General features: G+C 65.6%; 19 protein-coding genes. 10 read left to right on the top strand and 9 right to left on the bottom strand.

The features are described from left to right. Positions 1 to 21: 21 nt before the first annotated feature. The 6 genes from VFE83_RS03300 to VFE83_RS03275 form a co-directional block, all read right to left on the bottom strand. Positions 22 to 2,649, bottom strand: coding sequence for a TonB-dependent receptor (locus VFE83_RS03300; protein WP_324903456.1), 2,628 nt, complete (start codon positions 2,647 to 2,649; stop codon positions 22 to 24). 200 nt (positions 2,650 to 2,849) lie between these two features. After that, a complete protein-coding gene (locus tag VFE83_RS03295) occupies positions 2,850 to 7,205 on the bottom strand; it encodes an ATP-binding protein (protein ID WP_324903455.1) in 4,356 nt (1,451 codons plus the stop codon). Between the two features lie 142 nt (positions 7,206 to 7,347). Continuing rightward, positions 7,348 to 8,070, bottom strand: coding sequence for a fimbrial protein (locus tag VFE83_RS03290; protein WP_324903454.1), 723 nt, complete (start codon positions 8,068 to 8,070; stop codon positions 7,348 to 7,350). A gap of 341 nt (positions 8,071 to 8,411) precedes the next feature. Next, the gene (locus tag VFE83_RS03285) at positions 8,412 to 11,198 is read right to left on the bottom strand and encodes a fimbria/pilus outer membrane usher protein (protein ID WP_324903453.1); all 2,787 of its coding nucleotides are present in this window, start codon (positions 11,196 to 11,198) and stop codon (positions 8,412 to 8,414) included. Continuing rightward, a complete protein-coding gene (locus VFE83_RS03280) occupies positions 11,107 to 11,841 on the bottom strand; it encodes a fimbrial biogenesis chaperone (protein WP_324903452.1) in 735 nt (244 codons plus the stop codon). The genes VFE83_RS03285 and VFE83_RS03280 overlap by 92 nt, the downstream gene beginning before the upstream one ends. A 92-nt stretch (positions 11,842 to 11,933) precedes the next feature. After that, on the bottom strand, positions 11,934 to 12,569 hold the full coding sequence (locus VFE83_RS03275) for a fimbrial protein (RefSeq protein ID WP_324903451.1): 636 nt from the start codon (positions 12,567 to 12,569) through the stop codon (positions 11,934 to 11,936). 318 nt (positions 12,570 to 12,887) lie between these two features. Here VFE83_RS03275 and VFE83_RS03270 point away from each other — a divergent pair, with 318 nt between their 5' ends. Continuing rightward, entirely contained in the window at positions 12,888 to 13,508 is a 621-nt protein-coding gene (locus tag VFE83_RS03270; RefSeq protein ID WP_324903450.1) for a DUF892 family protein, read from the top strand. A gap of 81 nt (positions 13,509 to 13,589) precedes the next feature. On the opposite strand, the gene VFE83_RS03265 is transcribed toward VFE83_RS03270, so the two are convergent. Then, positions 13,590 to 14,231 carry a LuxR C-terminal-related transcriptional regulator gene (locus VFE83_RS03265; protein ID WP_324903449.1) on the bottom strand — a complete coding sequence of 214 codons (642 nt, stop codon included), beginning with the start codon at positions 14,229 to 14,231 and terminating at the stop codon, positions 13,590 to 13,592. Positions 14,232 to 14,422: 191 nt separating this feature from the next. Between VFE83_RS03265 and VFE83_RS03260 the strand changes: the two genes are divergently transcribed. Continuing rightward, positions 14,423 to 14,845 (top strand): CopL family metal-binding regulatory protein, encoded by a 423-nt coding sequence (locus tag VFE83_RS03260; protein ID WP_324903448.1) that lies wholly within the window; start codon positions 14,423 to 14,425, stop codon positions 14,843 to 14,845. An 81-nt stretch (positions 14,846 to 14,926) separates the two neighbouring features. Next, entirely contained in the window at positions 14,927 to 16,741 is a 1,815-nt protein-coding gene (locus VFE83_RS03255; protein ID WP_324903447.1) for a copper resistance system multicopper oxidase, read from the top strand. On the opposite strand, the gene VFE83_RS19495 is transcribed toward VFE83_RS03255, so the two are convergent. Then, entirely contained in the window at positions 16,693 to 16,944 is a 252-nt protein-coding gene (locus tag VFE83_RS19495) for a hypothetical protein (RefSeq protein WP_414674680.1), read from the bottom strand. The genes VFE83_RS03255 and VFE83_RS19495 overlap by 49 nt on opposite strands. 219 nt (positions 16,945 to 17,163) lie before the next feature. Here VFE83_RS19495 and VFE83_RS19490 point away from each other — a divergent pair, with 219 nt between their 5' ends. From VFE83_RS19490 to VFE83_RS03235, 4 genes are all read left to right on the top strand, one after another. Next, positions 17,164 to 17,805, top strand: a complete 642-nt coding sequence (locus VFE83_RS19490) for a copper resistance protein B (RefSeq protein WP_414674679.1) — start codon at positions 17,164 to 17,166, stop codon at positions 17,803 to 17,805. A 63-nt stretch (positions 17,806 to 17,868) separates the two neighbouring features. Beyond that, positions 17,869 to 18,360: a DUF411 domain-containing protein gene (locus VFE83_RS03245; protein WP_414674678.1), complete on the top strand. Its 492-nt coding sequence runs from the start codon at positions 17,869 to 17,871 to the stop codon at positions 18,358 to 18,360. A gap of 96 nt (positions 18,361 to 18,456) precedes the next feature. Further along, positions 18,457 to 18,855 carry a heavy metal-responsive transcriptional regulator gene (locus tag VFE83_RS03240; protein ID WP_324903444.1) on the top strand — a complete coding sequence of 133 codons (399 nt, stop codon included), beginning with the start codon at positions 18,457 to 18,459 and terminating at the stop codon, positions 18,853 to 18,855. Next, entirely contained in the window at positions 18,852 to 21,266 is a 2,415-nt protein-coding gene (locus VFE83_RS03235; RefSeq protein WP_324903443.1) for a heavy metal translocating P-type ATPase, read from the top strand. Before VFE83_RS03240 ends, VFE83_RS03235 begins: the two co-directional genes overlap by 4 nt. A gap of 50 nt (positions 21,267 to 21,316) precedes the next feature. On the opposite strand, the gene VFE83_RS03230 is transcribed toward VFE83_RS03235, so the two are convergent. After that, the gene (locus VFE83_RS03230) at positions 21,317 to 23,617 is read right to left on the bottom strand and encodes a winged helix-turn-helix domain-containing protein (protein WP_324903442.1); all 2,301 of its coding nucleotides are present in this window, start codon (positions 23,615 to 23,617) and stop codon (positions 21,317 to 21,319) included. Positions 23,618 to 24,426: 809 nt separating this feature from the next. Between VFE83_RS03230 and VFE83_RS03225 the strand changes: the two genes are divergently transcribed. From VFE83_RS03225 to VFE83_RS03215, 3 genes are all read left to right on the top strand, one after another. Then, positions 24,427 to 25,692 carry a site-specific integrase gene (locus VFE83_RS03225; protein ID WP_324903441.1) on the top strand — a complete coding sequence of 422 codons (1,266 nt, stop codon included), beginning with the start codon at positions 24,427 to 24,429 and terminating at the stop codon, positions 25,690 to 25,692. 69 nt (positions 25,693 to 25,761) lie between these two features. After that, a complete protein-coding gene (locus tag VFE83_RS03220) occupies positions 25,762 to 25,992 on the top strand; it encodes a hypothetical protein (protein WP_324903440.1) in 231 nt (76 codons plus the stop codon). A gap of 672 nt (positions 25,993 to 26,664) precedes the next feature. Further along, positions 26,665 to 26,889, top strand: coding sequence for a helix-turn-helix domain-containing protein (locus tag VFE83_RS03215; protein ID WP_324903439.1), 225 nt, complete (start codon positions 26,665 to 26,667; stop codon positions 26,887 to 26,889). Positions 26,890 to 26,896: the final 7 nt, after the last annotated feature.

Here is a 26,896-nt window from a genome sequence, read left to right as displayed (position 1 = left end):
CGTACGGCGTTCCGCGCACCGTCAGAACCGGTAGTCGAAGCCCACCGTCACGTAACGGCCGCGCAGGTCGTACTGGGTGATGTCGTAGGGCACGCGCAAGCCGGCGAAACCCGCCGGATCGTACGGCGGCTCTTCATCCAGCACGTTCTGGACCTTGGCGTACAACGTCCAGCCCTCTAACCCCTTGTAGCCCACGTACAGGTCGAACTGGTTGCCTGCATCGACCCGGTTCGGAATGCCCGTGCCGGTGACCATGCGCTGGTCGTATCCACCCGTGTAGTACCAGGTCAGGCTGGTGCTGACGTCGGCGATGTCCCAGCCCAGCGTCGTGGTGGCCTTGTTGCGTGGCAGCGCCGGCCCGAGGTTGCTGCCGGCGTAGTCGACGGACGGGCCGCCGACGGTCGCCGGACGCTTGTACTCCAGCACATGCGTGAACACGCTCGACAGGCTGAAGTCGCCGGCACTCTGCGTGCGCAGGCGCTGGCTGAATTCGACGTCGAAGCCTGAGGTCTCCAGTTCGCTCAGGTTCTGGTAGCGGTTGTAGATCGCCACCAGCTTGCCGTCAGCATCGCGGATCACGTCGGCCGGATCGTTGCGGTTGACGATGGCCGTGGTGTTGTTGGTCCCGATGAGGTTGTCGAGTTCGATCCGGTAGTAATCGACGCTGACGCTGGTGTCCGCCCCGGGCGACACCACGAAGCCCAGGTTGTAGCTGCGGGTGCGTTCTGGATCGAGGTCGCTGTTGCCGACCGTGAAGAAGGTCGGACGCTGCGTGGAGTTCGGCAGGTCAGGATCGTACGGGTCGATCACCGCGCCGTAGGAGATGTTGGTGCTGTTGGCGTTCTCCGACAGCGACGGCGCGCGGAACCCGCGCGAGGCGGCCGCACGCACCAGCAGCCAGTCCAGCGGCTGCCAGCGCAGGCTGGCCTTGGGCGAGAAGGCATTGCCGAAATCGCTGTAGTGATCCCCGCGGCCGGCCAGTTGCAGCTCCAGGCCCGTCAGCAGCGGCACGTTGAACTCGGCGTACACCGCGGCGACGTCGCGCTGGCCGTCCACTTCGGCGATCGCCGGGCGGATCTGCAGCCCGGCATCGATCTGCCAGGGATTGGTCGAGCGCAGCTTCTCCTGCCGCCACTCCGCGCCTGCCGCGAAGCCCACGCTGCCGGCCGGCAGGTCGAACAGGTCACCAGTCAGCTTGAAGTCCACGCCGTTGAGCTCAGATTCGGCGGGACGTACCGTGCTCAGGTTGATCGAATCGATGACCGATTGTGGCGTTGCCGACGGCTGCAGCAGGTTGTAGCTGCCGCTGGCCAGGGCGTCAGCCAGCCCGTACCGGTTGGCGAAGCCGGCAGTGACGGTTTCGCGTTCGCGGCTGCGCGAGGTGAACACGCCGGTTTCCCAGTCCCAGCGCTCGGTGCGGCCGCGCACGCCACCCAGCACGCGATAGAAGCGCGACGTGTTGATCTTGTCCGACCGCCCGAGGTTGAAGAACGTGTACTCGATGGGCGTGTCCACGCCGAACGGGTTGTACGGGTTGCTGGCGGGCAGCACTGCAGGTACGGGCTCGGCCAGGCCGGTCTGCGCATTCAGCGCGAAGCGGCCGCTCTCCAGCGTGAAGTACGGGCTTGAACCGAAGATCGAATCGCCACGGATGTAGCTGTACAGGGCCTCGCCGAAGGCTTCGACGTCATCGGTGATGCGGTACGTGCCCGCGACGTAGCCCTGATAGCGCTCCGTGCCCGGAATCAACGTGGTGTACGGCGCGAGGTTGAAGGCGCAGGTATTGCCGGCCCGTCCGTCGATCGGCGCGCTGGCCGTCAGGACCGTGCCTTCCGGGCAGTCGCCGTCGGCGTCCAGCAGCGGAATCGACGCGCCGTTCGCGCCGAGGAATCGCGCGCCCTTGGCCGACCAGCCGTTCCAGCGGCCGCCGGGTCGACCGCTGTAGATGCCGGATGAGGTCAGGTCGCGCTCGTCCTGGTCGAGGCGATCGCGCTGGAAGTACTCGAAGCTGTACAGCACGTTGTAGCGGTCGGCATCGAGGTCCCCGAACCCGCCGACCAGCGTGAAGTGGTTCTGGTCCCGCCCACCCTCGGTGGAGGTGCCCGAGCTTGCGCCGACTTCCAGGCCCTGCGCGTTCTGGCGCGTGATGATGTTGACCACGCCCGCGACCGCGTCGGAACCGTAGACCGCCGACGCGCCATCCTTCAGCACCTCGATCCGCTCGACCGCCACCAGTGGTAGCGCGTTGAGATTGACGAACGTGTCGGACAGGCCGCCCTGCGGGAAGCCGTAGTTGGCCAGGCGCCGCCCGTTCAAGAGGACCAGTGTGTTTTTCTGCGAAAGCCCGCGCAGCCCGATGCCGGCGGCACCGGACGCCCAGCCGTTGTTGTAGGTCTCGTTGTAGGCGTTGCCGGTGTTGGCCGAGATGGAGCGCAGCACGTCGGCCACCGTCTGCTTGCCGGACTGCTCCAACTGCACGCGGTCGATCACCTGGACGGGGCTCGGCCCCTCGGCATCGCTGCGCTTGATGTTGGAGCCGGTGACGACCACGGCGTCCAACGTCTTTTCGTCGCCTGCGGCCTGTGCGTGGAGAAGCGTTGGAGCAAGTGCCACGGCGATCGCCACGGCCAGTATCGAGGCATTGCGCATTACGGATCGGCACTTCGATGGGCGGCACAGTAGGCCACAGCCCCATTCATACACCGTAATAAGCGATCGTCATGCTCACATCACGACGGGGACTTGAAGCGGAGTGAGTCCGCACTCAAGCAACGCGTGCATCGAGTACCCAGGCACGGATCCGTTCGTGCGGATGCCGGATGCCGGATGCTCGCGGCGCTGCGACGCAGCTATGCTCCGCTCGCGCCCACGTCTCCTGGCCCCTGCAGCAGTTGGTCGAGTTCGACCAGCCGGCGCGCGATGGCATCGCGCCGGTCCGTGGCGTCGCGCGGCTTTCCGTCCGGATAGAGCTCGGCTCCCGTGAGCCGGAGTGCACCTTCGCATCGGTGCAGCAGGTGCTCCTGCTTCTCCGCGTCGCCGTCACGCATGGCCTGCTCCAAGACGGTCATGTCCTGGTAGCACGCGTGCAGCAGCGCCCCGAGCATCTCGCGAGCCTGCCGCGTCCCGCCAAAGGCCTGCGACAGAAACGCGATGGCGTCCTCGCCCGTCGTCGGCACTGGCGTGTCCTCGCCCGCATCCGGCGAGGATGCTCCCAGATAGGTCTGCAGCATCGTCCGCAAGGCTTCGAGCCGGACGGGTTTGGCGAGGAAATCGTCCATCCCTGCATCGCGACAGCGCTGGACTTCTTCCGGCAAAGCGCTCGCGGACAAGGCGATGATGGGCATGTGAGTGCCAGGCTTCTCGCGCTCGCGCAGTCGTCGCGACAGCTCGTAGCCGTCCAGATGAGGCATGTGGCAGTCCGTCAGCAGCAACCGGTAGTGTCCGGTTGCCAGCGCGTCGAGTGCCTGTTGTCCGTCCTCGACCAGATCGTAGGCGTACCCGAGCTGTTCGAGCTGTCGCGCGATGAGCGCGCGGTTGACCGGATGGTCTTCGGCAACCAGCAGTCGTGCGGCGCGGCCAGCAGCCGCATCCGCGCGACCGCTCTCTTCCTCGTGCTGCAACCCGAAGGCGGCCAGGCACGCGCCGCGGGCGGCCCGCCAGAGCAGCGGATTGCTGCAGAGCACGATCCGGCCTTCCTCCACATGGAACCCGCGCGGGTCCGGCACGTTGGTCAGCAGGATGCGCGGAACCTCCGGCAGCGGCGAGCCCGCCTCCAGTTCCGCGTCGAGCACCAGCAGCGCAGCATCGCTTCCGGTGAACTCCCTCAGATCACGGGAGTCGCTTTCGATGAGGTTGAACCCGAGCGCTGAAAGCGCGTTGGAAAGCTCGCGGACGAACTTCGAGTCCTGCGTGCATACCACTGCGGTCCGGCCGGCAAACGCCTCGTGCGGCTGCATGCGTCGCACGACCGGCAGGGTGACCTCGAACACCGCGCGCGTTCCGACCCCGACTGCACTTTCCAGATGGATGTTGCCGCCCATCAGGTCTGCCAGCCGCCGGCAAATGCTCAGGCCCAGCCCCGTGCCCCCGAAGCGGCGGGTGGTCGATGCTTCCGCCTGGGTGAAGGGTTGGAACAATCGGCCCAGCTGCTGCGGCGGGATGCCGATACCGGTGTCCGCCACGGCAATGCGCAGTACCTGATGCATGCCCTCCTCTTCGTCCACCAGTTCGATCGAAAGCTCGATATGGCCCGCATGGGTGAACTTGAGCGCGTTGCTCATCAGGTTCATCACGACCTGACGCACGCGCGTGGCGTCGCCTTCAAACTGGGCGGCCAGGCGCCAGTCGAGCACGGAGCACAGCCGCACTCCTTTCTCCTGTGCGCGCAGCGCCAGCAGGCCGACCACGCTGTCCGCGAGCATCCGCAGGTCGAAGGGTGCGACCTCCAGCTCCAGTCTTCCCGACTCGATGCGCGAGAAATCGAGGATGTCGTCGACAATCTGCAACAGCGCGCCGGCCGAGTCCTGTGCCATCTGGAGCATGTGCTTCTGCTCCTCATCGCGCGGATCCTGCGCCATCAGTTCGATCAGACCGATCACGCCCGCCATGGGCGTGCGGATCTCGTGACTCATCATGGCAAGGAAGGCGCTGCGCGCAGCCACGGCCGCTTCGGCCTGCGCCTTGGCCGCCCGCAACGCCTGTTCCTGCCGGTGGCTCTGGGTGGTGTCGATCCAGTAACCGCTCCACTCCACGGCGCCATCGTCCGCTCGCCGGGGCTCACCGCCTTCCGTGCGAATCCAGCGGAGCTCACCGTTCACCTCAACCCGCACGTCGAACGGCGGCATGGGCTTCAGTGTCCGCGCTGCCATCTCCACCATGCGTGAAGTGAGCGCGCGGTCATCCGGATGGATATGCGAGAACGCCAGCTCCTCGTCCGCGATCAGTTGCTCCGCTGTCAGTCCGATGGTCTGCCGGGTGTCGCCCGCCGCGTAGGTGAAACGGCGTGAGCCGTCCGGAAGCACCCGCAACTGGAACACCGCCGACGGCAATGCCTGCGTGATGTCAGCCAGCCGCTGCTCGGATGCGCGCGCCCGCGCCTCGGCTTCCCGGATGTCGGTGACGTCTACCAGTGTGCCGAGCAGGCTGGGTTCGTCGCTGCTGCGCGCAAAGGTGTGCAGCCACAGCAGCATCTCGCGCGTCACCCCCTGCGCATTGAGCATCGACAACTCACGGCGCGCATGGCCGCCAGCTTCCAGAAGGGCCAGATCGCTGCGATGAAGCGCCTCCGCATCCAGGCCTTTGAGGTGCCGGGTCTCGATCAGCGTTCGCCCGATCACCTGGCTGCGCTCGCAACCGAATGCAGTTTCATAGGCCCGGTTGATCGCGAGATACCGCCCATGCGCGTCCTTCACGAAGACCGGATAGGGGATGTTCTCGAGCAGCGCATGCTGGAAAGCGAGCTGCAGCGCCAGATTGCGCTCGGCCGCGACCTGCGCCCGCCATGCGCGGTTCTGGCGCAGGTAGGAGATGCCGATGATGGAAAGCACGAGCGAAACCGCCAGGGCGCCGCCGAGAACCCAGCCCCACGGCAGCCCTTTGGAATAGTGGTACTCAACCGAGAGCCAGTGACTACGGATGGCCTGACGCTCGGGCTCGGCCATGTTCGTCAACGCGCGATCGATCAGCGGAAGGAGCCGCGCGTAGTCGCCGCTGACGGCGAACGAGAGTTCCTGCTCCAGCCCGGTCGGCCCAGCCACGCGCAGGGTTGCCGCGTAGCGGGTGCGTACCAGCGCGTCTATGGCGGGCAGCGTGCCGACGAATGCATCGGCTTCGCCACGCGCGACAAGGTCCAGGCCGGCCTCGTTGCTGCCGACCGTGATCATCCGGCTTGCGCGCAGCATTGTGCGCAACTGCGGCAGCAAGCCTGCCTCCTCGCGGGCCGCCACGACGCGACCTTCGAGATCTTCCATGTTGCCGACGCTCGAATTGCGCAATGGCGCGACGATCACTACCGGAAAACGCTCGTATGGATGGCTCAGGCCGATGGAACGGCTGCGGAAGTCCTCGGGAGTGGCGGCCAGGACCAGATCGATTTCATGCGCGTCGATCATGCGTCGCAGGCTCGTCCAGTCGTCGGCGGGAACCAGTCGGAGCCGCAGCCCCAGCATGCTGGCGATACGTTCCGCATAATCGACCGACAGGCCGGCCGGCTTTCCGTCGCTGTCCACGAATGTGTACGGGTATCGGTCGACCTCGTATCCGACGCGAAGCTCTGGCAGTGCGCTCAGCCACCGGCGCTCGTCATCGGTCAGCCCCGAAGCGCGGGGCAATCCCGCCTGCGGACCGCTCTGCACGCCCCATCGCTCGCGCAGGCGCGCGAGTTCCTCTGGTGCGACCGACTGCTCGGCCTTGCCCAGAATGCGGGCCAACATCGGCCTGGCAGCATTCACCGCGAGGGCCACTTCGGTGGGCGGGGTACTGAGCGGCCCCAGCAACGCGAGATCGTCGCGCGGGCGCTGCCGCAGCAGCGTCAGGGTCCGGGCCGGAGTACTGCCCACATAGGCATCTGCCTCGCCCCGCGCGACCATGTCCAATGCCTCGCGCCCGTCCCGTGCGTACATCAGCGTGGCCCGCGGGAACCTTGTGTGCAGGACCTGGATGGGCAGGCGGAAGGTGCGCTCGACGGCGATCCGTGCATGCTGCAGGTCGCCTTCGTCCCGCATCCGCTCATCGTTCCTGCGTGCCACCATGACCATGCGTCCGGCGGCGTACGGGCGAAGGTAGATGAAACGATCGGCGCGATCCGAACTGATCGCCTGGCTCAGCAGCAGGTCATAGCGCAACGACGCGCCGTCTCCGAAGACAACCGCCTCCCAGTCGGTGAATGGATGGAACTCCAGGCGTAGCCCCGCACGAGATGCGAGCAACCGTGCGTAGTCGACGCCGAGCCCTTCCGGCCGACCGCCACCCCATGATTCACCCGGCAGATGGTCGCCTACGAAGACACCGACACGAACGGTTGGATTCTGTCGCAGCCAGGTTTGTTCTTCGGACGAGAGGCTGACATTTGACGAGCCCTGCGCGCGGCATGGAAGCATCACGGCACAGACGAACAGCAGCAGGATGACGGGCAATCCGAGTAGCTGCCGCCAATGCGTGCAGGTCGGCCCGTCCGATGTGGCGCTGCGAGGAAGCGATCGAATCATGGGAAGCCTGCACGCGCAGCTGCGACATAGGAAGGGCTTCGAACCTAGATTTGCACTGCATTCCGGGCCATGGGAATCCTCCGAATCTCATGGCAGGCCTCCAGTATGCTCCTCCGATCGCTGCTCGTCAGCGCGTGCGGTCTCACTGGTAGTCGAACGTAAAAACGACCGCACTCTCGACGATGCCCGGCTGCGTCACCGCGCTGGATCTGACGTATCTGACGACATACTCACGGCTAGCTCGCATGTTCGCCGCGAGCTCGGCGAACTCATTGCGTACCTGCAGCGGCATCGCGCTCGGCGGACTGCCCTGCAACAACTGCAGACCGAAACCGGCTGCCACGCCGTTCGCGCCTTCATTGAGCAGTCCGACGGTTCCGGTGGCTGGATTGCGCATGATCACTCCGGGCGCCGCGTCCATGGTGATACCGACGCGCGTGCGCTGGTCGCAGACCAGGCCGATAGCGAACCGTGTCTCGCCCGCGGAAGACCCTATCGTGGTGAATGCCAGGCGATCCACCTTGGGCAGATTGATCGAGGTCGGATAGTCGACCAGGCATGTCACACTGCCGATCGCGATGTTTCCGGATGGCATCACTGCAGACGGAGTACCGTCGACATGGCCGCCGAGCAGCCAGAGCGTCTCGTAGACGCCAAACAGGAACTGGTACAGCGACGGATTGAGTACACCGCTGCCTACGGGCGTTCCGGGCGGCGTCGTCTTGACCAGTTCGACACTTCCGGAAACGTTGTACGCCAACGGGCGTGCCGGATCACCGCTCGGGGCCAGATAGTCGAAGACCGAATGGCATTGCTGTCCCTCCGCGTTGATTACGCGATTGCCATACTTGTCTCGGATGGCCATGCCGATGCCGCTTATCCCGGTCGTGTATACGCCGGGGAGCCCGGGTATGGCCACCGAGCCGGATGACCGCGTACATGCCACGATCTCCGAGCCTTCGGTTGGCACACGAGGGGCCGAGCCGTTCCTATCGCGTGTGCACGTGCCGGACGCTGCAAACGGCCGCACCGTCCCGGGGATGAGGTCCCCTTGTCCAAGCGAACTGGCGACATACAGCGTCGGACCGTAGGTAACCACCGCAGGGAAGCCCGCGTTCGCGATGCAGTTCGCAAGACAGGTGGGAGCCTTCAGCCATATCATCGCAGCAAGGACGCACCTCATCGCACTTGTTCTGTTCATCGGAATCATCCGTTGAGATCGGGCCCAACTGGCTGGGCACCCTTGCCGGACACGCAGACCGCATCCATGCGCTCGATGTCGCCACGCGAAACCTCGGGCACGTCGTACCGGACGGCGCATCGATCCGCCTCGTCAGCGCCCCACCGAACCTGCAGCACGCCTTGGGCGCTCTCGACACGGGCGAATGCTTGCCCCGCCTGTCCGACCACACCCACGCTTGCGCCGCCCTCGTCCATCAGGTCCGCCCCGAACGGAACCGGCGTGCCGTCATTCCGCAAGATGCGCAGGAGCAGAGCGTGTCCACGTCGCGCCTCGAAATGCAGCGGCATCACGGCACCTGCGCGGGGCGCAACGGTGAGGCGTGTGTTTTCAAGCTCGATGTCGTACGAGATGCCCTTTGGATTCAGCGTCACCTCGTTCAACCGGTACGCCATCAGGCTCTCGACCACCGCATAGCCGCGCGAATCGACGCGGGTATTCGGATCGCTCGCCAGCATGGCGCCGCTGGCGCCCTTCGCTTCGATCAGGCCGACGGTCTCGCCCAGCTGCCGCGCGAACGTGATGCCTCCTGCATGCGCGATCACCGCACCTGCCGCGCTCACTGACGCCTGCTCGCGATCGCTTCCGTACGTGTAGGAGCTGCCCAGTGTTGCGCGGGGGGCGCGCCAGGAGACGTTGGCGCCGATGGTGTCGCGATTGCCATTGCCGAAGTTGCCGTTGACGCCGTACGTGAGTTCGCTGCGCTTCCCGGCACTGCCGTTGACGCCCGCCATCACCGAAGTGTCGCCAGCACCGAACGATGACGCGAGGTTGAATTGCGGAGCGCGGTACGCGCTGGGCCGTCCGAGCGGAACGGACAGGCTCAGGTAGTACCGCTGGTCATGCGACCCGTCGGTGAGGCGCGTCCGTGAGGCCGAGATCCCATACGCCAGATTTCGGAAGACATTGTTGTAGCCAACCTGGTACGTGCTGGAATTTTCGAATCCCTGCCAGTACGCATTTCGTGCCCCGCTGACGTACAGCGCGCCCGCCCGCTCTCCGAGTCGCTGGTTCAAGGTCAGCTGCAGCCGGCTGCGCTCCTTGCCGGCACCTTGAGACACACCTCCGGCAAGTCGACCGCTTCGCACCTCGTCGTCCAGCCACACCGCATCGGACAGCCGGAAATAGCCTTCGCTCGAATAGCGCAACGCCGCCAGCGCGAAATCCGTACGAATGCTCGGAATGCTCTTGCTGTACGTGACTCGCGCGCTATGGCCACTGTGCCGGTCACGGCTACCGAAATCGGTGTCGGCCTGGGTAACGTCCGCCGATATCGCACCGATAGGGGTATTGAACGCGGCGCCCAGCATCAAAGCCCGGTACAGGCGGCCGTCGCTGGCCTGTGCGCCGAAGTAGCCCGTCAGCCAATTGTTGATTCCCCGCTGATAGGTTCCCTCGACGAAATACGGGCCGTCCATCTGCAACGCATCATTTCGGACCCGGCCCGCGGTGGCAGCGTATCGCCATGTTCCAGGACGGATCAGACGCGGAACCGAGGCATAGGGGACGACAAACGTACGCACGCGGCCATCGGCTTCGGTGACGCTGACTTCCAGGTCGCCGCCGTAGCCGGTGGCGTACAGGTCGTTGATCTCGAAGGCCCCCGGGGATACGGTGGTCTCGTAGATGACGTATCCATTCTGGCGGACCTGGATATTCGCATTCGTCTCCGCCATGCCACGCACGATCGGCGCGTATCCGCTCATTGAATCCGGGCGCATGCGGTCGTCGCTGGCGAGGCTGACGCCCCTGAATCCGGTCGAATCGAACAGTTCACCCGTGGTGAAACCGTCGCCCAGCTTCAGTTGCGACTGCCACCGCGTGATGTCGTGCTGCGCGTAGGCAGCCGTGTTCTGGAAGCGGCTGCCGGCGCCGCGGCGCCACTGGATTGCCGACTGGTTGCGCAAGCGCCAGCCACCGATGTTGAGCCCCGAGTTGAGGCCCAGGTACGCCTGGCGCTGATCGTAGCCCGCGGCGTGGCTCGAGTAGGCGTTGAAACCGTACCCAAGGGTGAAGGCGTTGATGCCCTTATCCCACAACTCGGAGCTGACGTAGCCGCGCGCATGCCGCCGCATGTAGATCTGCGGCACCGTCAGGTCCAGCCGCAACGTACCGATGTCGAACTGGACCGTGGCACCGGGAATCAAAGCGGCGACGTCCACGCAGTCGCCTTCGATCTGGATACCGTCGGCGGCGAGCTTCTCCAGGTCGATGTTCGCGCGATCCAGGACCGGCTGGCCGAAACATGGATGCGCCGAGGTCCGCGGATCGTCGGCGACGAAGACGATTTCCTCGCGCGACAGGCGGAAGTCGTTGACGTACAGGTCGATCCGGTATGTGCCGGGCAGAACAGGATTCCCGCGTTCGAAACGCGAAAGGTCGATCTCGCCACCGTCCTTCCCGAAGAAGCCCGTGCTGAATTCCACTGGTTGCGGGCCGGGAGACGGCTCCGGAACTGGCGACGGCGCGGCCATTGCAGTCCCGCCCTGCGCGATCGCCGCAGAGACGAACAGCGCCAGCCGCCGCCGGCGCAGCTTGCCTGGCGTGGCGCAGCGTCCCGAGTCCTTCTGGTACGAATGCATGGTCTGTCTGCTTGTGGGTTGGCAGTTCGGCCGAAGGGGGCTGATCGCCCCTGCCGGACGTCGTAATGTGGGCCGGAGATCAAGGCGCGAACGCCGATTCGTGCTCGCTGAAGCCGCCGTAGTCGTTGATCGCCGTGAACGCGACTCCGTCCATCGTGGCGGCCGCTTCAACCGGGAATACGTGGCGTCCGAATGCCGGACACATGCCACCTTCCGGCATCTTCTTCTCGTCCCTGATCGTTCCCTTGAGCCGAACGGACGCGAGCGAAACGTTGTATGCGGTGAGGTTGGTGCACTCGACGGCATGGCCGGCACCCTGCTTGAGCAACCGCCACTGGAGAAGGCTGTAGGAACCGACCGGATCACCTGCCAGCCCCTTGGGCCGGTAGAAGATCTTGATGCGCGTGCGCACGGCGAACTGCATGAAGTTCTCGCCGTCCCCGGCGGTCTGCGGTCGAGGTGGGATCTCGAGCACGTTGAGCCAGAAGACCGATTCCCGATCGGCCGGCACGTCGCCACCCGTGAACATGAGGCGCAGTGACTGGCCTTTGCCCGGCTCGACCCTGGTGATCGGTGGCGTGATCATGAAAGGCGCGTTTGAGTTGGTGGCGCCCTGGCTGGCGTCACCCGAGTCGACCCATGTCTGCAGCAACCGTGGTGAGGAGCCGTTGTTCTGCAGTTGAATCGTCACCTCCCGCTCATCGGCGGGATAGATCACGCGGGTTCCCGTGATCTGGATCGCCGCATTCACGTCGTGGAGGCAAAGGAAGGCGAACAGGACGCACAGGCGTGCGACCCGCGAAGGGAGTTTCATGAGGGAACCCGTTGAGCGAGGACGCGGCCCGGCGAACCGGGCCGCGTGGCTGCAGCCGGCATCCACGGCTGCAACCGAGGGCCGATGAGCAGTTACTCGTATGCGACGGAGAAGACGACGTTGGTCTCCACAAGACCGGAGCTTGCGTCACCACCGGTCGCCACGTATTGCGCCCAGTACTTCAGCCTCGCGGTATTGCCGTCGATCTCGGCTTGGGGCGAATTCGTACTGGTGTACAGGTTGATCGGTGCACGGGCGCCGTTGAGCAGACCGATCTCGACGTTCTCCGCGCCGCCGGTTGCGTTATTGCGCAGGTTGCCGGTGGTCGGGTTGATCAGCGGGCTCTGTGCGGTCTCGAACCACAGCGAAGCCACCTTGCCGTCGACACAGGTGCTGTCGCCGCCCAGGATCAGTTCGAAAGGTGTGTCACCGGCGCGTTGGCCCGCCAGCAGATCCGACTTCTGGACCTTTGGCAAAGTCACGTTGATATCGCCAACTCCGCCATCCGTTCCAGCGCCGCCCGTGACCACGCAGGTCGAGTCTTCGATTTCGCCGTGGAAGTACAACGTGCCGTCTGCGGCTGACGCGCTCTTCGGTGCTGCGACGACACTCAAGGCCGCAACGAGCGCGAAGGACAGAATGCTCTTGTTCACTGTTTGTCTCTGGTTGAGTCCCGCGCGGCGCCCCTTGTCCGCGCGTCGATCGCATGCGGGCAGTGGTGCACGCATGCACATTGATCGGAGATCCGATACCGCTGGCGAGTTCGGGGACGCCCATCCATCGGCGCGTGAATATTGCGTTCGCGCCCAGGACGGCATGAATGGGAAACATCTGAAAGACCTTGCATATCCGTATGGTTTTATGCATACGCAGGCGAACAACTACGGATTCCGCGTGCTGATATCGCATCGGTTCCTTCGCATGTGACGCACAAAACTGAATCGCGTTCCCGAGCCATGAACACTCCGACACGCATGCCTTCACGCCACATGGCCGCGCGGATTTCTATAAGTACGCAACACAACTTTCCGATTGCAGGAGCAGACATGGCGCGCACTTCGAAGTTCGACGAGGCACAGGTTCAGGAGCTGCTGTTGCAGGCACTGGAGACGGAACGCGGGGGCATCCAGGTGTACATGGCCGCGATCAAGGCCGCGCAGAACCCCGACCTCAAGAAGGAATGGGAGGAATACCTGGAAGAGACGAAGACGCACGAGGAAGTGCTGACGCGCGTGTTCGGCGAGCTCGGCCTGGATACCGAGCAGCAGAGTCCGGGACGCATGATCGTCGCGCACCACGGCCAGTCGCTTGTGCAGGCGATCGAGATGGCCATGAAGGAAGCCGATCCGGCAGCGGCGGAACTCGTCGCGGCCGAGTGCGTGGTTCTGGCCGAAACGAAGGACCACCAGAACTGGGAACTGATCGGCCAGGTCGCACTGAAGGCCAAGGCCGATTACGCGGACGTACTCAAGCAGGCTTATCAGGCGGTAGAGAAGGACGAGGACCATCACCTCTATCACACGAAGGGGTGGGCCCGTGAGCTGTGGATCCAGTCACTCGGATTCCCCGCCGTGCTCCCGCCGCCGGAAGAAGTGAAGCAGGTGGAGACGGCCATCGGCGCCTCGCGCGCCGAACAGGCGCGCGAAACGATGATCAAGCGCCACTGAGAGTGAGTCGTCCACTTGACGTACACGGCCGCCATAAAGGCGGCCGCGTTCGTCATGAGCGGCGCAAAGCGGACGTGATGATCAGAAGCCCAGGCCGTGTTCGCGCGCGTAGGCGTAGAACTCGAGGTCGCTCTTCACGCCCAGCTTGCGCATCGCCTCGACTTTCTGGCTGCTGACGGTCTTGACGCTGCGGTTGAGCTGGCGCGCGATCTCGGACACGGTGCGGCCGGAGGCGAACAGACGCATGACTTCGGCCTCGCGCTTGGACAAGGTGGTGGTCGCGTGGGCGGATTCCGCCTGGGCCAGTTCGAACTGCTTGCGGATCGAGGTACTGACGTAATTGCGGCCCATGGCCGCGGCGCTCACCGCAGCGGGGAGTTCCTTCACGGCGTCGGCCTTGCTGATGACCGCGCGGACGTTGGGCAGGCGCGCGACCGCACTCAGCACGGCGGGATTGCCCAGTTGGGTCAGGACGACCAGGGAGCGGTCCGGCCAACGCCGTCCGAGCAGCTGCAGCAGGGTCATGCCGTCGGCGACCTGCTCTCCCGGCATGTTGAAATCGGTCAGTACCAGCTCGCACGCGGTGGCATCGAGCGTGCGGATCAGTTCGTCCGGGCTGGTGACCTCGGCGACCACGCGGAAGTGCGAGTCCTGTTCCAGCAGCATGCGAACGCCGCTGGAAACTATCGGATGGTCATCTGCGAGGACGATGCGGAAGACCAAGCGGGTTCCTGTCGCTTGCGGTGGCGGGACGTCGGGTCCCGGGTCCAAGGTCGGCGGAAAGGCCGGGGTGCTGCGTTTTGGAAGTATATACCCGGCATTTCCGGGGAGTTATCGGCGCATTCCCCGTCCCCGCGTCGGTGGTTCAGGCGTCGTCGGTTCGCGCTGACGCGAGGGTCGGCTAGACTGTGCCCATGTTGCGGTCGATCGTCATGCGGATGCTGCTGTGCGTCGCCCTGATCCTGAACGGATCGGGCTATGCGTTCGCGGCCACGCAGATGGAGCTGCAACATCTCGTCGTGGCTCCCGAGATCGCAGGCGCTCCCGCGGCCGATCCGGCAACGCCTTGCCATGAGTCTGCAGCCGTTTCTCCAGCGGACGTGACGCCGCACCACGCGACGACTGTCGATTGCGTCGCTGAAAAGGCGCATACCCCGGAGCAGGGCTGCTGCCAGCCCTCGCAATGCAGTTGCGACTGCCTGCAGCACGCAACCAGCGCCGTGCGGCATGCGGTGCCCTCCGCGTATATCCCGCGCGAAACCCGCGTCGTTTCCGCGCAGGCTGCGCGGCACGCGTCGCCACTGCTGCCCAACCTGTTCAGGCCGCCCATCGGCTGAGTACCCCGTGGCACACCCGTGCCGTCGATCCGTCTGCGCGCGCCTGAGGCGTGCGCACTCGACATCCTTGCGGAGTACTTCATGACATCTGATTTCTCCCCGCGCGACGCGCTGTCCGTGTCGCGACGCCGCTTCGTCACCGGCCTGGCAGCCGGCGGCGTGGCAGCGGGTACCCTCGCCTGGCGCGGACCGGCACTCGCAGCCGGCACGCCTGCGCCTGCAACCCTGCGTGGCACCGACTTCGACCTGGCCATCGATGCACAACCGGTCAACATCACCGGACAAGCGCGCCCGGCAGTCACCGTCAACGGCTCGCTTCCGGCGCCGATCCTGCGCTGGCGCGAAGGCGACACTGTCACCCTGCGCGTCGCCAACCGCCTGCCGGTCGAGAGTTCGATCCACTGGCACGGCATTCTGCTGCCGGCCAACATGGATGGCGTCCCCGGCCTCAGCTTCGATGGCATACGGCCTGGCGAGACGTTCGTCTACCGCTTCGACATCCGCCAGTCGGGAACCTACTGGTACCACAGCCACTCGCTGTTCCAGGAACAGGCCGGCCTGTACGGCGCCATTGTCGTCGACCCGCTCGAACCCGCGCCGTTCCGGTACGACCGCGAGCACGTGATCCTGCTGTCCGACTGGACCGACCTGGACCCGGCCGCCCTCTTCCGCCGCATGAAGAAGATGGCAGAGCACGACAACTTCTATAAGCGCACGGTCGGCGACTTCGTCCGCGATGCACGGCGCGACGGGCTGTCCGCCACACTGCAGGATCGCAAGGCCTGGGGCGAGATGCGGATGACGCCAACCGACATCTCGGACGTCAACGCGCACACCTATACCTACCTGATGAACGGCTCGGCGCCTGCCGCCAACTGGACCGGCCTGTTCCGCAGCGGTGAGAAGCTGTTGCTGCGCTTCATCAACGGCTCGGCAATGACGTACTTCGACGTGCGCATTCCCGGACTGAAGATGACCGTGGTCGCGGCCGATGGCCAATACATCCATCCCGTGACGGTGGACGAGTTCCGCATCGCGGTGGCGGAGACGTTCGACGTGATCGTCGAGCCGTCCGGCCAGGACGCCTTTGCCATCTTCGCGCAGGACATGGGCCGCACCGGTTATGCGCGCGGCACACTCGCGGTACGCCACGGACTGGAAGCACCCCTGCCAGCGCTGGATCCACGACCGATCCTCACCATGGACGACATGGGCCACGGCGGCATGTCGCACGGCGCTCACTCCATGAAGGGCATGGAAGGCGGATGCGGCGCCAGCATGGGCATGAAGGGCACGGAGGGTGGCTGCGGCGCCAACATGGGCCACGCGTCGGATTCGCACGCGGGTCATGGCTCCGCCGCGGCCGCGACGATGCAATCGCATCCTGCCAGCGAGAAAGGCAATCCGCTGGTCGACATGCAGACCATGGCGCCGGCGCCCAAGCTGGATGATCCGGGCATCGGCCTGCGCGACAACGGCCGCAAGGTGCTTACCTACGCGGCGATGAAGAGCCTCTTCGACGATCCGGATGGGCGTGAACCCACGCGCGAGATCGAGCTACACCTGACCGGGCACATGGAGAAGTTCGCCTGGTCGTTCAATGGGCAGAAGTTCAGTGATGCCGAGCCGGTGCGCCTGAACTACGGCGAGCGCATGCGCATCGTGCTGGTCAACGACACGATGATGACGCACCCGATCCACCTGCATGGATTGTGGAGCGACGTGGAGGATGAGCACGGGCAGTTCCACCTGCGCAAGCACACGGTGGACATGCCGCCGGGCACGCGCCGGAGTTATCGCGTGCGCGCGGACGCACTGGGAAGGTGGGCGTACCACTGCCACCTGCTCTACCACATGGAAGCGGGAATGATGCGCGAAGTGAGGGTCGAGGAATGAAGACGTTCCGATCGATCCCATGCGCCATTCCTGCAATTGCGCTGATGCTGGCCACGCACGCTCCGGCGCTCGCGCAGGATCACGACCAGGCGCACGTACAGCAGGCCGGCGCGCAACAGCCTGCTGCGACGGACGGTGCGGCGTCGCACGACCATGCCGGCGACCACAAGCAACACGGCGAAAAGGCACGCGCGCAGGATCATGTACATGACGTGCAGACGCACGCAGACCATGCCGCGTATCCGCCGGCTCCTCCGGAATCCCCTGGGGCGGACCACTCGAAGCACAACACCGCATCTGATCACTCCGCGCATGCGGCACACACTATGGAGCCCGCTGCCCCCGCGGAAGAACCTCTCACGCCCATTCCCGTAGTCACGGATGCCGACCGTGCGGCCGCGTTCCCCGAACTGCATCACGCGATGCAACACGGTTCGGATCTGCATAGCTTCATGCTGGTGGACCGGCTGGAAGCCTGGGATGCGGACCACGGCAGCGGCCAGGCTTGGGAAGCGCAGGCCTGGATCGGCGGCGACCTCTCGCGGTTATGGCTGCGCTCCGAAGGCGTGCGCGTGGATGGCCATACCGAATCGGCGAATCTCGAAGTGCTCTATGGACGCAGCGTGTCCGCATGGTGGGACGTGGTCGGCGGCGTCAGGCACGACTTCCAGCCGGGCTCGCCGCAGACCTGGGCCGCCATCGGTCTGCAGGGGCTGGCGCCGTACAAGTTCGAGGTGCAGGCCACGGCATACCTGGGCGAGTCCGGGCAGACCGCGGCGAACATCGAGGTCGAGTACGAGTTGCTGCTCACCAATCGACTGATCCTGCAGCCGCTGGTCGAAGTGGAGTGGCATGGCAAGGATGACCCGCGACGTGGCGTCGGCTCCGGCCTGGGCAAGCTCGAAGCGGGCCTGCGCCTGCGCTACGAGTTCACGCGGCGATTCGCGCCGTACGTGGGCGTCGTGCATGAGCGTGCGTTCGGCGGTACGGCGGACCTGCACGAGGCAGCGGGCGAGGACCCGCGGGATACGCGTGTGGTCGCCGGCCTGCGGCTGTGGTTCTGAGGAGGCGCGATGAATCGCATCGGCAAACTCATTGCACTACCGATACCGGCTGTCGCTCTTTCGATGGCACTCACCGCATGCGACGGCACCGACGTGCCCATCGCGGTGACCGCGTCGGCTGCGCTTGCGAAGAGTCCGCCGGCGCAGGCTCCTGTGGCTTCGCGCGACGATGCCCTGCCCCGCATGCTCGTGACCAAGAGTCCGACCTGCGGCTGCTGTGGCGCGTGGATCGAGCACATGCGCCATGCAGGCTTCGAGGTCGACGTGCACGACACGGAAGACGTGCACTCGGTGAAGCAACAGGCCGGCGTCCCGTTCGGAAAGGGGTCGTGCCACACGACACAGATCGACGGCTACTTCATCGAAGGCCATGTGCCCGCAGAGGACGTGAAGCGCCTGCTGGCCGAGCGTCCCGATGCCAGAGGGCTGGCGGTGCCCGGCATGCCCGCGGGCTCGCCCGGTATGGAAATGCCGGACGGCCGCGTGCAGCCCTACGTGGTGGAACTGGTCGCGAAGGACGGGAGCACGTCCGTTTTCGCGGCCCACGGTCAATGAACCCGCGGCGGCACGGTCGGAGCGCGCCGCCAGGGGCTTGACTCTGGACCATGGTCCAGCCCGCAGACTCCCCGCATGCCATCGAAGAGGTAGGTCATGCAGATCGGTCAACTCGCCAAGCGCAGCGGTGTCGCCATCGACACCGTGCGCTATTACGAACGCCACGGGCTGTTGCCCAAACCCGTGCGACAACCGTCCGGCTACCGTCATTACGACGAGCAGGACCTCGTACGCCTGCGCTTCATCAAGCGCGCCAAGGCGCTGGGCTTCACCCTTAACGAGATCCAGGAACTGCTGTCGCTGTCGGACCATCGTGCTGGCGACGTCGCCGGAATCAAGGCGGCAGCGATGGAGAAGCTGGCCGATGTCGAGCACCGGCTGGAAGAACTGACGCGGATCCGCGACGGCCTGCGCTCGCTGGTCGACGCGTGCCCTGGACATGGCGATCCGTCCCAGTGCCCGATCCTGGGCGCGCTGGCGAAGGAGGACGCATGAGCGCGCATCCCCACCACGGCCATTCGCACCACGATCAGGCGCACGGACATGCCCACGACCGCCCGCATACCGATGCGCCGACGAGGTCGGCCTCGTGCTGTTCGCACAAGCCGGCGCCGGCGGGTCCCGAGACCGTGACCGACCCGGTCTGCGGCATGCAGGTGGATCCCGCGACATCGAAGCACCAGGCCACGCACGAAGGCGTCACCCATCACTTCTGCTCGGCACGCTGCCGCGAGCGGTTCGTAGCTGACCCGCAGAAATACCTGTCGCCGCAGGACGACCCTGCCCCTGCTCCAGCCGGCACCATCTATACCTGCCCCATGCATCCGGAAATCCGTCAGGACCATCCCGGTAGCTGCCCGTTGTGCGGCATGGCGCTGGAACCGGAAATGCTCAGCCTGGATGAGGAGGACAACCCGGAGCTGCGCGATTTCTCCCGCCGCTTCTGGTGGACGCTGCCGCTGACGCTGGTAGTGCTGGGCCTGGCTATGTTCGGCCAGTACACGCACGCACTCAGTGCGACCGCGCGCACCTGGATCGAACTCGCACTGAGCGCACCGGTGGTGCTGTGGGCCGGTTGGCCATTCCTCGAGCGCTGCGTGCACTCGATCCGCAACCGCAGCCCGAACATGTTCACCCTGATCGGCATCGGCGTGGCGGCGGCGTTCGGCTACAGCGTGGTCGCGACGGTCGCGCCGGACATCTTCCCCGTCTCTTTCCACGAACACGGGCGCGTGGGCGTGTACTTCGAAGCTGCGGCGGTGATCGTGTCGCTGACCCTGCTGGGTCAGTTGCTCGAACTGCGCGCGCGGTCGAAAACCTCCGCTGCCATCAAGGCCCTGCTGGGGCTCGCACCGAAGACCGCGCGCCGCCTGCGCGAGGACGGCAGCGAGGAAGACATCGAACTGACCCATGTGCACGTCGGCGATCGCCTGCGCGTGCGCCCGGGTGAAAAGGTGCCGGTGGACGGCGTCGTGCTTGAGGGCCGCTCCAGTGTGGACGAATCCATGCTGACCGGCGAACCGATTCCTGTGGAAAAGGATGTCGGCGCGAAGGTATTCGGTGCCACCCTCAACGGCACCGGCAGCTTGGTGATCCGCGCGGAGAAGGTCGGCTCGGAAACCGCGCTGGCGCAGATCGTGCAGCTGGTAGCGCAGGCGCAGCGCTCGCGTGCACCGATGCAGCGCATGGCCGACAAGGTTGCGTTCTGGTTCGTGCTCGCCGTACTGGCGGTGGCGGTGGCGACGTTCTTCGCCTGGGGGCTGTTCGGTCCGGAACCGTCATGGACCTACGCCGTGCTCAACGCGGTATCGGTGCTGATCATCGCCTGTCCGTGCGCACTGGGACTGGCGACGCCGATGTCGATCATGGTTGCCACGGGACGCGCCGCGCAAACGGGTGTGTTGTTCCGCGATGCGGAGGCCATCGAGAATTTCCGCCGCATCGACACGCTCGTCGTCGACAAGACCGGCACGCTCACCGAAGGAAAGCCGACCTTCCGCATGGCGGTTCCTGCCAACGGCTTCGACGAAACGCAACTGCTCACCCTAGCCGCCAGCCTGGATGCCGGCAGCGAACATCCGCTGGCCGATGCGATCGTTGCCGAAGCGCGACGCCGCAACCTGGCGCTCGATCCGGTTGAGGGCTTCGAATCGGCGACCGGCATCGGCGTGCGTGGTCGCGTGGGCGGCAGGCGCGTGGCGATCGGCAACACTGAACTGATGCGAGAGGAAGGTACTGATATCGCGTCGCTCTCGAAACACGCTGAATCGCTCCGCCACGAAGGCGCCAGCGTCATGTTCGTGTCGGTGGATGGCACGGCGGCCGGTATGATCGCCGTAGCCGACCCGATCAAGGCCTCCACGCCGGACGCCATCCGCGCCCTGCACGCGGCCGGCCTGCGCATCGTCATGGCCACGGGCGACGGCGTCGCGACCGCCCACGCCGTCGCACGCACGCTGGGCATCGACGAAGTGCATGGCGAGGTGCGACCGAAGGACAAGCTCGCGCTGGTGCAGCGCCTGAAGGCCGAAGGTCGCAGGGTCGCGATGGCGGGCGACGGCATCAACGATGCCCCTGCCCTGGCCGCAGCCGACATCGGCATCGCGATGGGCACCGGCACCGACGTGGCGATGTCGAGTGCGCAGGTCACACTGGTCAAGGGCGACCTGCGCGGCATCGCGCGCGCACAGGCGATGTCGCGGGCCACCGTGGCGAACATGAAGCAGAACCTCGCCTTCGCCTTCCTCTACAACGCACTGGGCGTACCGATCGCCGCCGGCGTGCTGTATCCGATCACCGGCCTGCTGCTCAGTCCGATGATCGCGGCGCTGGCGATGAGCCTGAGCTCCGTGTCGGTGGTCGCGAACGCGCTGAGGCTGGGCAAGGTTGACCTGGTCAGGCAATAACGCACTCGCTGCGTCCGGATGCGCAACCGCATCCGGACCGGCTTTTGGCACTACAGCACCGGCACTCGCGTCAGATCCCGCTCGCCCTTCAGTGCGACCGCCTGGCGCTCCAGCCGATCCGCCGTCGTCCGGTCGCCGAGTGCGCGGTGCAGACGCCACATCGCCCACGCGACGCGATAGTCGGTCTCCACGAACGCGTCGAGATCGCCCAGCACCGCCACCGCAGCCTCCGGCCGTTTATCCAGCAGGAGGCAGGCCAGCGCCACGCCTACGCGTACTCGCGTTTCCGGGCTGTCGGCACGGGTTGCATCGCGCCAGGCGCGATCCACGAAGGCTGACGTATCGGCCCGGTCCCCCTGCGCCCGCACCATGAGCGCCTGCGCGGCCGCGGTGAGCAGGTGTGCATCGATCCCGGTCGCACCCTCCATGCGCGACATCCAGGCCTGCGCCGTGCCGAAGTCGTTCCGGCTCAGCGCGGCTTGCACAGCGGTCAGGCCAGTCTCTACATCGATCGGCTCTTCCGGCGGCGGAAGGCGACGAGCCAGGGCATCCGCTTCGGCTAACCGTCCCTCGGAAAGCGCCAGTCGCATCGCGAGCCGACGCATTCTGGGCGCATCGTCCGGAACGCCGAGGCGACGCAGACGCACCAGCCCGGAGTTCGCATCACGCAGACGCCCGGCATCGAGTTGCGCCCTCGTCAGCACGGCCGCGATCCGCTGATCGAGCGTTCCGTCCTCGACGGAGCGCGCCAGTTCATCGGCACGCCGTGCGGTCTGCAGTGCCTGCAGCGGTTGCGCCATGGTCAGCTGCGTCGCGGCCATCGCCGAGAGCGTCGCAGCGAGATAGTCGTCCACCTCGAAGCGCCGGAACACCTCCATTGCGCGTTCGAACTCCATGATCGCCTGCGAATGATGGCCGCGACGGGTTTCGACGATCCCGAGATTCGTCCCCACCATCGCGGCCTCGATCAGATTCCCGGCCTGCTGCATGGCGACGCGCGCTCGTGCCATGTCGCGCACGGCGTCGTCGATGCGTCCCTGCTCCACGCGCGAGACGCCGCGGCCGTTGTACGCCTGCCCGAGCAGGTTGGGGTCGGTGACGACGCGGTCAGTCCGTGTCAGCAATGCAAGAGCGTCGCTGTAATAAGCCTCGGCACGCGCGAACTGCCGACGGCGGATCTCCACCGCTCCGGACCCCATGAGCGCAAGCGCCCGCACGTCCTCGTCTGGCGTGCGGGCGCCAAGCACTGCCTCGAACACACGAGCGGCCTGGTCCATGCGGCCCGCCCGGTATTCGAGCTGCGCCTCACGAACACGAAGCAGGGGCTCGGCGCGCTGCTCCGGCGACGCCTGCGCGATCAGCCGGCGGACGGCGGGCAGCTGGCCGGCGGACAGCTCTGCGTCTATCTGCTGGACTCGTTCGGCCAGCGGCCGCGATCCTCCCTCATCGGGCGGCACACGGCCCATGCGACGCAACCAGGAATCCGCAGCCGCCGACGCGGCCACCAGCGCGGTCTCGCCGCGGGCGTCGATCGTCCGCGCCCGGCGGCCGTCGAACATCTGCAGCCGCACGCGCCAGCCGGTGGTTCCCCGATACGCCTCCGGCGCGATCACCCATGCGGCCCCGCTGGTCGCACGGATGCGGGCCCACTCGGCCTCGCCCTTCGCTGTGCGCAGCCGTGCGCCCAGGTGCAACGCCTGCTCGCTGGGCAGGACGCTCATGCCGCCCAGACGCAGGCGCGCGGCAATGTAGTCCATAGCGCCCAGCCGGACCCAGGCGTCTTCCGGCTCCTGAGGCGTCACGGCCACCGGCAGCACGACGATCGTCCCGGCGGTGCTCGAAGTCGGTGTCACCTGCTGCTGCCAAGGCCGCAGCCACAGCAGGGCTCCCAGTGCGACGAGTACCGCCACGATCAGGACCGACGCGAAGCGCCAGCCGTGCCGTCGCGGTGGTGTAGGTGTTGGGGCCGAGTCGCTCACCGGTGCCGCTGCAGGAACGGTCGCGTCAGGTGAGGCGGGTGCGATGACGCGATGGACCTCTTCCACCGGCGCGACCCATTGATAACCGAACCGTGGCACCGTGCGGATCCTGGCTTGGCGATCGCCGCTGTCGTCCAGTGCCTTGCGAGCGCGCAATAGCGTCTGCGCGACGACGGTATCGCTGACGTCGATCCGCCCCCATACGGCCGAAATCAGTTCGTCGCGCCCCACCGCGCGCTCGCGGTGGGCCATCAGGTACGCCAGGCACTCGAAGGACTTGGGCGGCAGCGTCACCGCCACGCCGTTTCGCGACAGGCTGCGTGAGGCAAGATCGAGTTCGTACTCGCCAAATCGATAGCGCGCATGGCGCATGCCCGATACATCCTTGCTCTGCTGCCGAGCGCATGCCCTGCCGAAGGAGCGATCCTAAGGGATCGCCCGCCATTCGGAGCGTCATCGGGCACCGGCATCCGAATCACCGTGCCCGCGCATCGGACAGGCGCGGGCAGACAAAGAAAGCCGGCCGGGACGATCCCCTGAAATCCCTTTCTCGCCCCGGCCAGCCAAGCCGGCAGTCACCAGCCGGCAACGGCAGTCCGTCATCCCTGGCTGCCTTGCGTAGCGGCATTACATGTCGAGGGCCGCGGTGGCGGCCGAGACACCGCAGAACCGGCGCCGCTCCCCATGAGCTTCGGCCCAGTCCATGCACCAGTCGCGCCCCTCGTGACGCACAGTCGAGAAGCGCGAGATGACGCGCTTGAAAGAGCGATCACATTTCGATGACAAGACTCCGCGACCGCCGATACGCGGCCTCCGGAGATGCGTCGCGCGTAACGGCCCTTGCAACGCGGCAGCCGCAAGCTCGGGTCGAGCCGTCAGACGCGCAGCCGTTTCCCTTCAGTTGAACCGCCTGGGACGGAGAAACAGGTACGCGGGAACAAAAAAACAGAGGCCGCCTTGCGGCGGCCTCTGTTCTGTTTGGCGTCCCCACGGGGATTCGAACCCCGGTCGCTACCGTGAAAGTGCAGCGTCTATCGTTCGCCGCCGTTTGCGAACGTTCACCTAAATCCGCCTGCAACCCTCGTCATCGTTGACTTCCACGGCCGCTTATGTACGGTAGCGTCCATGGGTGATTGTGCCCGTGAACTCCGGATAACTCCGGAAACCGAGGACTCGCTACAGTGGCAAGGAACCCGCGTGACCACCGCCTGGAGACCCGAGGCGCACGATCGAAGCTCAAGGCGCGCAAGGAGCCGTACTGGCGCCAGATCGTCCCCGGCACATTCCTCGGCTACTACAAAGGGCTGCGCGGCGCTGCATGGATCGTGCGGCAGCGTGATGGCGACGGATATCGGCACCAGCGTGTCGGGATTCCGGATGATCACGCCGACGCCGATGGCCAAGTCGTGCTCAGCTATGCCCAGGCGACGAAGGCCGCGACGTCGAACCGACTGAAGGAACGCAATCACGCTCCTCGGCACTACGGCGATGGGCTGACGCTTAATTCCATCATGCAGACCTACGTCGACGAGCACTTGGCCGGCAAGGGATCGCAGGAGATCACGCGCCAGCAATGGGCTCGGCATATCAAGGACGGCATCGGCGCGAAGCTCGTCACCGCGCTGGACTCGGACGCTCTCAGGAAATGGCATCGGGGCATGATCGCGAAGGCGCCGACCGTGCGCGGGAAGGCGCAGCCGTTCGATGCGACTGATCCAGACCAGGTACGCGCACGCAAGGCAACGGCCAATCGCGTCCTGTCCATGGTTAAGGCCGCACTCAATCGAGCCTGGAAGGACGATCTACTGCCTTCCGACCTGCCAACCTACTGGATGAAGGTCGACCCGTTCGCGCTCGGCGAAGAGCCGGAGCCGCGCATGCTTGAGCAGGATGAGATCACGCGCCTGCTGAACGCTGCGCCGGCGGACCTTCGCACGCTTCTGCAGGGCGCACTCATGACGGGTGCCCGCCGCGGCGAACTGTTGGACCTCCGCTGCCGCGCGTTCGATCCGGACACGCGCACGTTGCGCATCTATCAGGGCAAGACAGGAAAGACGCTGACGCAGCCGCTTACGCCAGAGGGCGCCGCCTTGTTCGATACGCTCACCGCTGGGCGCGAGCCCGCAGACCATATGTTCAAACGCGCGGACGGGCGCGCCTGGAGCAAGGACGATGTGACTAAGCCAATGGCCGCTGCGGTCGAAGTCGCGAAGCTCGATGACGTGAGCTTCAAGACTACGCGAGCGACATACGGAAAGCTTTTGCTGATCGCTACGCGCGACCTGGAGTTGGTCGCCAAAGCATTGGGACACAGCGACAGCCGCATTACGCGCAAGCACTACGCGCGCTACCTACCTAACGAGGTAGCAGCCGGCGTGGCGAAGCTCCCCGCGCTGGGCATCGCACGCGATTCCAAGGTATCAAGACTCCGGCGAAAGGCCGGCTAAGCGGTCGGCGGGCGCGTTGCGAGCGCGCCCAACCGACCTTCCACAACCGTTCTGAACAGGAGAACGACCATGGCACGCAAGAGTGTAACGCCGGCAGAAGTGTTGGCCCTTTTCATGGAACTGGATAGCCCTCAGCGAACTGAGCTCGCTGAGTGGATCCGGCTGTCTCAGCGAACCGATCTGTGGCTGGAAGGGGCGTCCGTTCGGCGGCACACCGACGAGGAGATCGGCCGCATGTTCGGCACCAGGAAGCTTCCCCCGCCTTGGGCAAAGTCATGGCCCGCTGCGATCCCGGCCTGATTAGAGCATCGGACTTTTAATCCGCTGCTTTTCCGAACACGGGGATTTTCAATCCCCTGCTCATGCCGAGTCCTCTCCTGGGACTCGGCCAACCTCCATGCATGGCCGCGAGGCCGGCGGATTTTGAGTCCGCCGACGCCCGGGAGAGGACTCGAACATGGGGCGGAGACTGAGGGATTCGAACCCTCCGCCCCTGTCGTTGGACTCGTTGACTGTTAATCAGGGGGTCGTTCGACCTATTCCCACCGTGTCCCCGGATGACGGACAACGTCGTACAAGCTCGCAACGAGTGGACGACTGGGAATGCTGGCTGGTTCAGTGGCGTACCACGGGCTTGAAGTTGCAGCTTTTATGTGTCAGCGTTTCCACCATGGGCCAATCCAACGGCTCTCTTTCGATAGCTAGTAGCGACGCGCGAGGCGGATTGGCCTAGAGCCAGGCAGGTGCTGGAAACACCTGTGCAGCGGGTAGCGCAACCTACAGTGAAACCTCTCGGCCCGACCCAAGAATCGGCCGCAGCATCGGTGGATCCCCCCGGTGTGGAGAACGGAAGCGGCACGCAGCCCCGTCCCCAAGCTGCGATGACCCGCTGTCCCGGCTATTGATTGCAATCCCCAACACTTAAGTCTGCCGGCACAGCGATTCCTGCAACCTCGCCTGAGGAGTCGCTTCGTGAAGAAAACCACCGTATCAACGGTCAACCCGCTCACCCATCAAGTACCCGAAGCGTGCCAGCGCATCGGTGTCAGCCGGACCATCCTGTACGCGCTCATCAAGGAGGGGGAGATCAACCCGATCAAAATCGGGAAGCGCACCCTCATCCCCGACTCTGAGCTCATCAGGCTCGTTGACCGTATGCAGCGTGGCGAAAAGGTCCGCCTGAGGGCCGAAGCATGAAGCGCCG

The organism is Lysobacter sp. (assembly GCF_035655815.1).
Lineage (GTDB): Bacteria > Pseudomonadota > Gammaproteobacteria > Xanthomonadales > Xanthomonadaceae > Lysobacter_J.
This window is presented reverse-complemented; position numbering and strand designations above follow the sequence as displayed.